We start from the raw sequence: 11626 nt of genomic DNA on the forward strand, positions 1-11626 counted from the left end.
CGCGAGGGCCACGACCGCAAGAAGGGCGACCACGGCGACGAGGACCACAAGGGCAAGGACCACAAGGACGGCTACCACGAGGACGACGAGGACGAGGACAAGGACCGCGACCGGCGCTAGTCGCCGGGTCCGCGCGTCCGGCTGAGCACGGCGCGCCCGCGCAGGAGGGGGCGCGCGGCGCCGACGCGGCGGACCCGCTCTCCTCATCGCAGCGCCGCCCGCGGCCCCCGATCCGCGGGCGGCGTCTGTCGTGTCGGCGTCCGGCCGGACAGCCGCTCAGTCCTCCCGCGACTCCGCCGCGGCTTTGAGGCGCACCAGCGTCTGCTCGATGCTCCGCGCGTTCCTCGCGGGCATCCCCATGAGGACGTAGAAGGCCGGCAGGCCCCTGGAGTAGTCGAAGGTCTCCGTGACGCGGGTGCCCCCCTCCGCCAGTTCCTCCAGCTCGTAGCGCCAGCGGTGCGGACCGAAGTGCCGCCAGGCGATGAGGCGGTCCTCCTCGTACTCCACCACCCGGTTGGTGATCCGGTAGCCGACGCCGAACATCCTCATGTCCATGCCGAACTCGCTGCCCCTCTCCAGCCGCTCCGGCCCGAAGAGGCTGGAGAGGACGGTGTCGGAGCCGTCGAACTCGGCGTGCCGTTCCGGCGCCGCGATGATGTCGAAGATCCGCTTGGCGGGAGCGTCGACCACGACGCTCCGCGCAACCCTGTGTTTGGCCATGACCGCATCATGGCAGCGCCGTGCGGACCGGCCCCGGCCACCCCGCCGGATCGGGGTTCAAGCCCGGACGGCGTGCCGCTCCACCGCCGCGAGCCCTCCGCCCTCCGCGGTGACGTGCACCACCCAGAAGGAGCCCTTGCGCAGCCCCAGCTGCTGGGAGAAGGGCGCGCCCAGCCGTGTGAGCGCCTCGGCCATGAGCTGCGGGACGAGTTCTCCGTGCGTGCACACGACGGTCGGCCTCCCCTCGGCCAGGACGCGCGCGAACGCCTCGCGGGCCTCCTCCACGCCGTACGGGGAGCCGTTGGAGGACGAGCGGATCGTGAACGCCCGCTCGGTGCGCGTGGGCACGTCGTACTCCACCGTGTAGGGCAGCAGCGACTCGGTGCACCGCGCCGCCGCCGACGTCACCACGCGGGGCCGCCCGTAGGCGCCCAGCACCCGGGGCAGGGCCAGGGCGTCGGCGCGCCCGGTCCCGTCCAGGGGCCGCAGGAGGTCGTCGTCGGTCCAGGCGCCCTTGTCCCCCGCCGACAGGTGCCGCAGCAGGATGACGGGGAAGGTGGTCGCGGGCCCGGCCAGGAAGTTGTCGACCACCCGCACGTCGTGGTCGTAGGTGAGGCGGTCGCGGGCCTCCTCCACCGGCACCCACTCGACCAGGTCCACCTCCTCGTTGGGCGGGTAGTCGATCCCCGCGGCCGGGTCGGCGGTGGTGGCCGCCCACCACTCCACCTGTTTGGGCCAGCCGTCCTTGAGGTAGCGCTGCGGGGGGAGCCTGCGGCCCAGCACGGGGATCAGGCCGGTCTCCTCGACCACCTCGCGGACCGCGCCGGTCACGGCGTGCTCGCGGCTCTTGAGCTTGCCCTTGGGCAGGGACCAGTCGGCCCGGTCGGGCCTGCGGACCAGGACGATCTCGGTGCCGCCCGGGCCCTCGCGCCACAGCAGGGCGCCCGCCGCGCGGATCGGTTCGAGGTAGCCGCCGACCGCCGTCTCGCGCAGGGGCCCGGCCCCGTGGGCTCCCTCGACCGATCCCTCCACGTCTCCCCCGTTCTGTACGGTGCTCACCCGCCCTCCACCACGCGCAGGTGGCGGTCGCCGCGCAGGCTGTCCTGGAGGTCGGTGAGCGGTCGCCCGTCGTCGTCGCGGGTGAACCGGGTCCACGTCCCGTCGGGTTCGAGCCGCCAGGACGAGGTGCCGTCGTCCATCGCCAGGTCCATGAGGCGCACCAGCCTGCGGCACTGCTCGGTGTCGGCCACGCGTACCAGGGCCTCGACCCGGCGGTCGAGGTTGCGGGGCATCAGGTCGGCGCTGCCGATCCACACCTGGGGCCGCCAGCCGTTGGCGAAGACGAAGATGCGGGAGTGCTCCAGGAAGCGGCCCAGGATGCTGCGCACCCGGATGTTGTCGGACAGTCCGGGCACCCCGGCGCGCAGGACGCAGCTGCCGCGCACCCACAGGTCGACGCTCACCCCGGCCTGGGAGGCCCGGTACAGGGCGTCGATGATCTCCAGGTCGACCAGGGAGTTGACCTTGATCCGGATGCGGGCGGGCTCGCCCCTGAGGCTGTTGTCGATCTCGACGGCGATCTGTTCGAGCAGGCTCTCGCGCAGGGCGCCGGGCGCCACGAGCAGGCGCTGGTAGTGCTTCTTGCGGGAGAAGCCGGTGAGGCTGTTGAAGAGGTCGCTGACGTCCTCGCCCACCTCGGGGTCGGCGCTGAACAGGCCGAGGTCCTCGTACATGCGGGCGGTGCTCGGGTTGTAGTTGCCGGTGCCCACGTGGCAGTAGCGGCGCAGCAGCCCGTCGTCGTCGCGGCGCACGACCATCGACAGCTTGCAGTGGGTCTTGAGGCCGACGACGCCGTAGACGACGTGGCAGCCCGCCTGTTCGAGCTTGCGGGCCCACTGGATGTTGTTCTGCTCGTCGAAGCGGGCCTTGATCTCGACCAGGACCACGACCTCCTTGCCCTCGCGGGCGGCCTCGATGAGGGACTCAACGATGGGCGAGTCGCCGCTGGTGCGGTACAGGGTCTGCTTGATCGCCATGACCTCGGGGTCGGTGGCGGCCAGGGCCAGGAAGCGCTCGGTGGTGGTGGCGAAGGACTCGTAGGGGTGGTGGACGAGGACCTCGTTCTCGCGGACGGCGGCGAAGAGGTCGCCGGAGGTCAGGGCGCGCGGTTCGACGGGGACCATGGGCGGGTAGCGCAGCTCGGGCCGGTCGGTGTCGGCGATCTGGGACAGTCCGGCGAGGTTGAGCGGACCGGGGACCCGGTAGATCTCCTCCTCCTCGGCGCCCAGCTCCTCGGTGAGTATGGCCAGGGCCTCGTCGCTGATGTCGTGTTCGACCTCCAGGCGCACGAGCGGGCCGAAGCGGCGGCGCAGCAGCTCGTTCTCCAGGGAGGTGACGAGGTCGTCGGTCTCGTCCTCGTCGACCTCCAGGTCGGCGTTGCGCGTGACCCGGAAGGCGTTGTGCTCCAGGATCTGCATGCCCTCGAAGAGCTGGGGCAGGTGGGCGGCGACGATGTCCTCGACGGGGACGAACCGGCCGCCCTCGCGGTCGCCCAGCTCGATGAAGCGGGGCAGGGAGCTGGGGATCTTGACCCGGGCGAACATGCGGCGCCCGTCGTGGGGGTCGCGGACGGCGACCGCGAGGTTGAGCGAGCGGCCGGAGATGTAGGGGAAGGGGTGCGCGGAGTCGACCGCGAAGGGTGTCAGCAGCGGGTAGACCGAGCGCTGGAAGTAGCCGCGCAGGTTCTCGCGCTCGACGGTCTCCAGCTCGTTCCAGCGCACGACGCGGATGCCGACCTCGCGCAGGGCGGGCGCGACGCTGTCATGGAAGCAGGCGGCCTGGCGGAGCATGAGTTCGCGGGTGAACCGGGAGATGCGCCCGAGCAGCGCGCGGGGGTGGTGTCCGCTGGAGGAGGCGACGGACAGGCCGGTGGCCAGGCGGCGTTTGAGCCCGGCCACGCGCACCATGAAGAACTCGTCCAGGTTGCTGGAGAAGATCGCCAGGAACCGCGCGCGTTCCAGGAGGGGGATGTCCTCGTCCTCGGCGAGTTCGAGCACGCGCTGGTTGAAGCGCAGCCACCCCTCCTCCCTGTCCATGAACCTGTCGGCGGGAAGCTCGGGCGTACCGGCGGCGGGCCCATCGGGTGTTGGCGCTGTTTCCGTGCTCACAGTGGGCAGACTCCCCCTTTTCCATGACCGCGAGGTGACAACCCCGTGAGGGGAAAATGACCGCGACGCGACTGGTGTGGTCCCTCTGTAGCCCTATGCCCTTTCCTGCCGCTGTTTTCCCCTTCCGACCGCGGGTTTTACCGTTCGTCCGGTGGTCGGATCCGGTCACATGACGCCGGTCTGGAGATCGGGGGGCATGAGCATCAGGAACATGCCGACGCGCATCACCACCTGGATCCACGTGTTGCGGAAGCACGTCCACAGGTAGCCGTAGAGGAGGCTGGCCGTGGCGTAGGTGAGCAGGGCCAGGCCGGTGTTGTACACCAGGTCGGCCCCCGGCAGCTGGGACACCGCGTCGTAGGGCTGGATGAGGGCGTAGGTGAGGGCGAAGACCACCGAGGTGGTGACGATGCCGCCCCAGCGGCCCATGAGGATCTCCAGGCGGGTCTGCACCATCCCCCGGAAGAAGATCTCCTCGCACACCGCCATGACGGTGAACGCGAGCACGTAGCCCAGCAGTTGGAGGGAGGGCCCCGGCAGCCCCAGGCGCGGGATGAGCAGGTAGCCGATCAGGACCAGCGCGATGGCGATCGGGACCATCCCGAGCCAGCGCCAGGGCTCGGACACCTTCAGCGCGACCGCGGGCATGGCGGTGCCCTTGCCGTCCAGGGTGATGCCGGAGCGGTCCATGACCAGCAACGGCAGGGTGAACAGGAACAGCAGGCGCGAGACCAGGGCCTCGGACATGGCCAGGTCGGCCCCGAACACGGCCTCGTAGGTGGCGAAGACCATCGACAGCAGTGCCATGGACACCACGAAGCCGGCGAGGAACAGTCCCAGCCAGCCCAGTTCCCGGCCGATGGGGTGGCCGTCCATCGCCTGGACGACGCGGCGGTCCAGCTGGTCGCGGGCGCCGAAGCCCCTGACCATGGCCCAGGCCAGGATGCCGCCGATCAGCATCGGGGACCAGGAGATCAGGAAGAGGACCAGGGAGTCGTCGAGGATGTCGGAGCGCAGTACGGGGTGGGCGAGCATCGGCACCGCGACGAACACCAGGGCGGCCAGCACCCCCCAGACGAGCCCCCATCTTCGCACCATGGTCACAAGAGTCCCCCCTGTCTCAGAACTCTCATTCTGCCCAAGGGGAAACTAAAAGCTACTTAATGACTACGGTATGTCGCCACTCGCCTCGACATGTCCCGTCACGCCGAGGGGCCGCCCCCCAAGGAGCGGCCCCGGCTGTACGCGGGTGCGGGAGCCCCTTCAGAAACCGTTGTCGAGCACCGAGCGGAGGAAGGACTTGGTGCGCTCCTCCTTGGGGTCGCCGAAGATCTGCTCCGGCGTGCCCTCCTCGGCGATCTGGCCCTGGTCGAACATGAGCACCCGGTGCGACACGTCGCGCGCGAAGCCCATCTCGTGCGTCACGCACAGCATCGTGATGTCCGTGGTCTCGGCGACCTCGCGCAGCACGTCCAGGACCCCGGCCACCAGCTCCGGGTCCAGGGCCGAGGTGACCTCGTCCAGGAGCAGGATCTCCGGCTGCATGGCCAGCGCGCGGGCGATCGCCACGCGCTGCTGCTGGCCGCCCGAGAGCTGGGTCGGGTGGGCGTCGATCTTGTCGCCGAGCCCGACCAGCTCCAGCAGTTCCTCGGCCTTGGCGTTGGCCTCGCCCTTGGGGGTGCCCAGCACGTGCACGGGCGCCTCGGTGATGTTCTGCCGGACGGTCATGTTCGGGAACAGGTTGAACTGCTGGAACACCATGCCGACGCGCTTGCGGCGCGCGCGCAGGTAGGACTCGTTCGCCCGGGTCAGGCCCTGCCCCTTGCGCATGTGGCTGAAGGGCTCGCCGCCCACCCAGATGACGCCCTCGGTGACCTTCTCCAGGGTCATCAGCAGGCGCAGGATGGTGGTCTTGCCCGAACCGCTGGGGCCGATGAGCGTGACCCGCTCGCCGGGGGCGACGGAGAAGTTCAGGTGGTCGAGCACCGTGAGGTCGCCGAAGCGCTTCACCACGTCGTCGAAGACGATCAGGGACTGGTCCCGGGGGCCGCTGCCGACACCCTGGGGTTCTTCGTTCACGGGGGTGTCAGACAGCGGCATAGCGTCGCTCCAGTCGTCGGATGAGGATGGCGGACGGGATGCTCACGAGCAGGAACAGGATCCCGACCAGGGTGTAGGCCTCCACGATGCGGAAGTCCGCGCTGCCGACCTGCTGGGCCTCGGTGAGCAGCTCGGGCACGCTGATCGCCAGCAGCAGCGGCGTGTCCTTGAACATGGCGATGAGGTAGTTGCCCAGCGCCGGGATGGTCCTGCGGATCGCCTGCGGCAGCACGATCGCGCCCCAGGTGCGGCTGGCGGGCAGGCTCAGCGCCCGGGCCGCCTCCCACTGCCCCTTGGCCACGCCCTCGATGCCCGAGCGGTAGACCTCGGCGGTGTAGGCCGCGTAGTGCACGCCGATCACGACGACGCCCACGGTCATCGCGGAGATGTCGGCCGGGGTCAGGAGGAAGACGAACACCAGCTGGATGATCAGCGGGGTCGTCCGGATGAACTCCATGACCGCGTGCAGGACGGGACCGAAGAACGGCGTCCGGCGAGCGATGGCGATCGCCAGGCCCAGGACCAGCGCGATCAGGTAACCGAGCACGGTGATCTGGACGGTCACCCACAGGCCGCCCAGCAGGTCCGGCATGACCTCGAAGGTCCACTCGAAGTCCCAGAACATCACTTGGCCACCCCCGCCTTCGCGTCGACGGCCGGGGGCCGCAGGAGGGACGCCAGGCCTCCGCCGCCCGGCGCGGCGCGGCCCAGCTTGCGGTTGGCGCGGCGTTCGAGCAGTCGCATGCCGAGGATGAGCACCTGCGCGATCAGGTAGTAGAGGACGAAGGCGCCGATGAAGGCGATCACCGTCTCACCCGTGGCCTGGCGCATGTTCTGCGCCACGGCCGTCAGGTCGGCCACACCGATGAGGTAGGACACCGCGGTGGCCTTCATCAGCTCGATGTTGAGGTTGCCGAACGTGGGCAGCATCTGGGCCCAGGCCTGGGGCAGCACGACCAGGCGCGTCCGCTGGAACCAGGAGAGGTTCAGCGCGACGGTGGCCTCGACCTGCGGCCTGGGCACGGCGTTGATGGAGGAGCGCACGACCTCGGCCCCGTAGGCGCCCAGGTTGAGCCCCACGGCGAGGATCGCGGCGAAGTTGTCGGCCAGCTGGTAACCGGTCAGCTGGGGCAGGGCGAACGCCATCCAGAACATCAGCACCAGGGCGGCGATGCCCCGGAACACCTCCACGTAGACCGTGGCGACGGCCCGGGGGAGCCAGTGGCGGATCGTCCCCATGATCCCGAAGACCATGGCGAGGACGAAGGCCAGCGCGATGCCTCCGAGGGTGAGCTGGATGGTGACCCACGCGCCCTCGGCGTAGAGCGGTAGCCGCTGGATCAGGAAGTCCACTGCGGGTTCATCCCTCGCAGAGTTCGGCGGTGGTCGTGTCGTCGGGCAGGTCGGCCTCGGTGAAGCCCCACTCCTCGCCCAGTTCCAGGAGGCGTCCGCTCTCCTTGAACTCGGCGATCACCCGGTTGACCTCCTCCAGGAGCTGGGTGTCCTGCTGGCGCAGGCACAGCCCGCCCCAGCCCTTCTCCTCCCGGCCGTCGATCTCGGGGAAGAAGGGTTCGGTGACCTCGAAGGGGCCGCCCCGGTCCTGGAGGAGGTAGGTGTGGGACACGCTGAGCATGGACATCGCGTCCACGCGCCCGGCCTCCAGCAGCTCGTAGCCCGCGGTCTGGTTGGGGATGAGCTCCATCTGGTTCTCGGGGACCTCGAAGTACTCGGCGTAGGTCTGCTCGACCGAACCGTTGAGGACCGCGAGCATGAGGTCGGGGTTGTCCACGAAGTCCGTGAAGTGCTGGATGTTCTCCGGGTTGCCCTCCGCGACCATGAAGGCCTCGGGGGAGGTCGCGGTGGGCTCGCTGAAGGCGACCTGTCCGCAGCGCTCGGGGGTGATGAACATGCCCGCGGCGATGACGTCGAAGCGGTTCGCGTTCAGGCCGGGGATCAGCCCGTCCCAGTTCACCGAGGAGGCCTGGATCTCGGGGACGCCCAGCTCCTCGAAGACCGCCTTCGCCACGGCTGGGGACTGCCCGGCCGGGTTGCCGGAGTCGTCGACGAAGCCGAAGGGGATCTCGTTGGCGAGGCCGACGGCCACGAAGCCCTGTTCGCGCAGCCGGTCCAGGGTCGAGGCGCCCTCCTCCCCCTCTCCTCCTCCGCCGTCGACGCGGGTGCAGGCGGCCAGTCCGAGGGTGGCCAGCCCCACTCCTCCCAGGCGGAGCGCGTCACGGCGGCCCCAGGTTCCTCTGCGTACTGCGGGTACCGGCTTCTTCACGACTGCTCCTCGAAAGACTCGCGGGAGCGGCGCCCTCGCCTGGCTGGACGACAGCGCCGCGCATTCGGATAGGTACTGGCGCGGGCGGCCCGCGGCGCCGGGCCGCGGCTGCGGCCGCCGCCCGGGGACAGGGCGCGGCGGCACAAGTACGGGGGACTCCCTCCCCGGGCAGGACCGGCAGTAACAGGACCCGATTAGTCCGTTATGCACTGGTTATTCACGTGCAGTCTCGGGGTGACCCGGCCTTTGGCCTGCTCAGGGCGGGTCACCTGGTGCTCGTAACTTTGGGTCCGATTCTCCGTCACCCTGGGGCGCCACCCGCGCGACACTCCGAGGACGCCCGGACGCCGCCTTCCGCGAACGCGAACGGGCGGGGCCGACCGGCCCCGCCCGCGTGGTCCGACAGTCCTGGGATCAGGCCTCAGGCGTCTTCCTCGACGACGAGGGGGTAGACGCCGTTCTCGTCGTGCACCTCACGACCGGTGACGGGCGGGTTGAACACGCACAGCACGCGGAAGTCCGTCTTGGGGCGGACGGTGTGCCTCTCGTGGCCGTCGAGCAGGTAGAGGGTGCCCGGGGTGATGATGTGCTTCTCCCCGGTCTCCTCGTTGGTCAGCTCGGCCTCGCCCTCGATGCAGTGCACGAGCTCGACGTGGTTGGCGTACCAGAAGGTCGACTCGGTGCCCGCGTACAGGACGGTCTCGTGGAAGGAGAAGCCGACCTTGTCCTTGGCCAGGACGATCCGGCGGCTGCGCCAGTTCTCCGTCTTGATGTCGGCGTCGGTGTCGTTGACCTCGTCCATGCTGCGAACGATCACTGTGCTCCCCCTCTACGCGCTCTCGGCGCTCCTGTGGTGGTACGGCACACGGGGAGGGGCCGGACGACGTCCCGAGGGTCGCCGCCCGGCCCCGCACCGTGTGGTGTGGAAATCCCCCTGTGGGAGTCCCTAGGCGGGCTGGGCCGCCTTGACCGCGGCGCGGGCCGCGTCAGCCATGATGTCAAGACCGGCCGTGAGTTCCTCCTCGCTCGCCGTGAGCGGCGGCAGGAGTTTGGCCACCTCGTCCTCGGGGCCGGAGGTCTCCAGGAGCAGGCCCCGCTCGAAGGACTCGGCGGCGACCTTCTTGGCGATGTCGGTCTGCTCGAAGGCCAGACCCCGGGCCAGGCCGCGGCCGCGCACGTGCGCGCCGAACTCGGCGTGCTCGGCGGCCATCTCGGCCAGGCGGGCGGCGACCATGTCGCCCTTGGCCTTGACGGAGTCGGAGAAGGCCGAGTCGCTCCAGTAGCGGCGCAGGGCCCCGACGGCGGTCACCATGGCCGGGTTGAACCCGCGGAAGGTGCCGTTGTGCTCACCCGGCTCCCACACGTCCAGCTCGCGCTTGAACAGGGTGAGGGCCATGGGCAGGCCGTAGCCGCTGATGGACTTGGACAGCGTGACGATGTCCGGGGTGATCCCGGCCTCCTCGAAGCTGAAGAAGTCGCCGGTGCGGCCGCAGCCCATCTGGATGTCGTCGACGATCATGAGGATGCCGTACTCGCGGCACAGGTCCGAGAGCTCGCGCAGCCACTGGGCGCTGGCGGCGTTGATGCCGCCCTCGCCCTGGACCGTCTCGACGATGACGGCCGCGGGCTTGTCCAGGCCGCTGCCGCTGTCGTCCAGCAGGCTGCGCAGCCACAGGAAGTCCGGCGTCTTGCCGTCCAGGTAGTTGTCGAACGGCATCGTGGCGACGTGGCCCAGCGGCACGCCCGCGCCGCCGCGCTTCATCGAGTTGCCGGTGACGGCCAGGGCGCCCAGGGTCATGCCGTGGAAGCCGTTGGTGAAGTTGACGATGGTCTCGCGACCGGTGTACTTGCGGGCCAGCTTGAGCGCGGCCTCGACCGCGTTGTTGCCCGCGGGTCCGGGGAACTGGACCTTGTAGTCGAGGCCCCGGGGTTTGAGGATGATCTCCTCGAAGGTCTTCAGGAACTCGCGTTTGGCCACGCTGTAGGCGTCGAGGCTGTGCACGATCTTGTCGTCGGTCAGGTACTCGATGAGCGAGGTCTTCAGCTCGGGGTTGTTGTGCCCGTAGTTGAGCGACCCCGCACCCGCGAAGAAGTCGAGGTAGGGCTTGCCGTCCTCGGAGTAGACGTGGCTACCGACGGCCCGGTCGAACACGACCGGCCAGTTCCGGCAGTATCCGCGGACTTCGGACTCCAGGCGCTGGAAGGTCTCCATCGTGTGTTCCTCGGTTCCTTTATCCCAGGTTCGTGGGCTCATGGCTTGGGCGACGGGGTGGGTCGAACGGGTCCGGTGCGGACGGTCGGTCATGCTCCGGGCCCGGCTCCGAGAGGTCCGATGCGTACGAGGTCCTCGGGGTCGTGGGGGGTGTCCTCCTGGGGGAAGTGTTCCCCGGTGAAGAGCGGACTCCACACCGCCTCGGCGCCCCGGTCCCGGGCGAACGAGGCGAACAGGGCGCGGGAGGCGGTGTTGTCGGCGGTGACGGTCGCTTCGAGGTAGCGCAGGCCGCGGTCGGTGATCCGGTCGCCGACGAAGTCGAGCATCCGGCGGGCCAGCCCCTGTCCGCGGTACGCGGAGTCGACGGCGACCTGCCAGAGGAAGTAGGTGTCGGGGTCGTCGGGCCGCACGTAACCGGTGACGTAGGCCGCGACACGGCCCTCGTCGTCGCGGGCGACGACGCTGGTCGTGGCGAAGTCCCGGCACCAGAGCGCGTAGGCGTACGGGGAGTTGGCGTCCATGCCGTTCTCCCGCGCCAGCCGCCACATGTGCGGTCCGTCCTCCGGGGACGGGTGCGACAGGCGCACGCCTCCACGGCCCGCGGCACCTGGATTTTCCGAGGCCGTGGCCCCGGTGTCAGTCCGGTCGCGTGCTTGGAGGTTCGTTCGTAGATGTGGCACGTCGATCGAATTTAGCGAACGAATGTCAATGACATTTCGTGGAGGCCGCTCGCGGATGTTTGGGCAGACCGCCCACGGGTATGGCCTGTTTATTTAGCGGCGCCCCAAAGCTCTGACCTGGACTTTCGGGGGACGTCCGGGAGCGGACGGGACACACGCTCACGCCCCGCCCAACAGGGGGTTCGGCGCCGCGGCCGTGTGGGGCGGGCTCGGGGCTCCGCCGGGGAGGGCGGTCGCCGGCGTTCGGTGGACCGACAACCGTCAGGGTCAAACATAGATCCTCGCGGAGCAATATTAAGCGTGCGTTAAGTCACATCAATTCGGTGGAAAGCTCGCGACATAACGCCACTTGGGGGCTCCGCGCCCGCGCCACACGGTACGCCGGAAGGAGCTGCCGGCACACCCGAAACGCCGGCACGCGCAAGGACGCGGCCTTTGGCGCGGCCGCGTGGGGGCAGGGGGAGGG

General features: G+C 69.7%; 11 protein-coding genes. All 11 read right to left on the bottom strand.

What is annotated here, in order from left to right:
• Nucleotides 1–276 precede the first annotated feature (276 nt).
• The 11 genes from DQW06_RS17615 to ectA all read right to left on the bottom strand — a co-directional run bounded on the left by DQW06_RS17615 (nucleotide 277) and on the right by ectA (nucleotide 11067).
• Nucleotides 277–720, bottom strand: a complete 444-nt coding sequence (locus DQW06_RS17615) for an SRPBCC family protein (protein ID WP_013156209.1) — start codon at nucleotides 718–720, stop codon at nucleotides 277–279.
• Between the two features lie 57 nt (nucleotides 721–777).
• Complete coding sequence (locus tag DQW06_RS17620; RefSeq protein ID WP_117198939.1) at nucleotides 778–1779, bottom strand: NUDIX hydrolase; 1002 nt, start codon at nucleotides 1777–1779, stop codon at nucleotides 778–780.
• Nucleotides 1776–3887, bottom strand: coding sequence for an RNA degradosome polyphosphate kinase (locus DQW06_RS17625; protein WP_013156207.1), 2112 nt, complete (start codon nucleotides 3885–3887; stop codon nucleotides 1776–1778). The genes DQW06_RS17620 and DQW06_RS17625 overlap by 4 nt, the downstream gene beginning before the upstream one ends.
• A gap of 165 nt (nucleotides 3888–4052) precedes the next feature.
• Nucleotides 4053–4985, bottom strand: a complete 933-nt coding sequence (locus tag DQW06_RS17630) for a CPBP family intramembrane glutamic endopeptidase (RefSeq protein ID WP_013156206.1) — start codon at nucleotides 4983–4985, stop codon at nucleotides 4053–4055.
• A 165-nt stretch (nucleotides 4986–5150) separates the two neighbouring features.
• Complete coding sequence (gene ehuA / locus DQW06_RS17635; protein ID WP_117198940.1) at nucleotides 5151–5987, bottom strand: ectoine/hydroxyectoine ABC transporter ATP-binding protein EhuA; 837 nt, start codon at nucleotides 5985–5987, stop codon at nucleotides 5151–5153.
• Nucleotides 5974–6612, bottom strand: a complete 639-nt coding sequence (gene ehuD, locus DQW06_RS17640) for an ectoine/hydroxyectoine ABC transporter permease subunit EhuD (RefSeq protein ID WP_013156204.1) — start codon at nucleotides 6610–6612, stop codon at nucleotides 5974–5976. The genes ehuA and ehuD overlap by 14 nt, the downstream gene beginning before the upstream one ends.
• Complete coding sequence (gene ehuC, locus DQW06_RS17645) at nucleotides 6612–7340, bottom strand: ectoine/hydroxyectoine ABC transporter permease subunit EhuC (RefSeq protein ID WP_013156203.1); 729 nt, start codon at nucleotides 7338–7340, stop codon at nucleotides 6612–6614. The genes ehuD and ehuC overlap by 1 nt, the downstream gene beginning before the upstream one ends.
• Before the next feature lie 7 nt (nucleotides 7341–7347).
• Nucleotides 7348–8199 (bottom strand): ectoine/hydroxyectoine ABC transporter substrate-binding protein EhuB, encoded by an 852-nt coding sequence (gene ehuB, locus DQW06_RS17650; RefSeq protein WP_041553421.1) that lies wholly within the window; start codon nucleotides 8197–8199, stop codon nucleotides 7348–7350.
• A gap of 490 nt (nucleotides 8200–8689) precedes the next feature.
• Nucleotides 8690–9085 carry an ectoine synthase gene (locus DQW06_RS17655; protein ID WP_013156201.1) on the bottom strand — a complete coding sequence of 132 codons (396 nt, stop codon included), beginning with the start codon at nucleotides 9083–9085 and terminating at the stop codon, nucleotides 8690–8692.
• A 129-nt stretch (nucleotides 9086–9214) separates the two neighbouring features.
• A complete protein-coding gene (gene ectB / locus DQW06_RS17660) occupies nucleotides 9215–10480 on the bottom strand; it encodes a diaminobutyrate--2-oxoglutarate transaminase (protein ID WP_013156200.1) in 1266 nt (421 codons plus the stop codon).
• 89 nt (nucleotides 10481–10569) lie between these two features.
• Entirely contained in the window at nucleotides 10570–11067 is a 498-nt protein-coding gene (gene ectA, locus DQW06_RS17665) for a diaminobutyrate acetyltransferase (protein WP_019610152.1), read from the bottom strand.
• Nucleotides 11068–11626 lie beyond the last annotated feature (559 nt).

This window comes from Nocardiopsis sp. TNDT3, from assembly GCF_003427465.1.
GTDB lineage: Bacteria > Actinomycetota > Actinomycetes > Streptosporangiales > Streptosporangiaceae > Nocardiopsis > Nocardiopsis dassonvillei.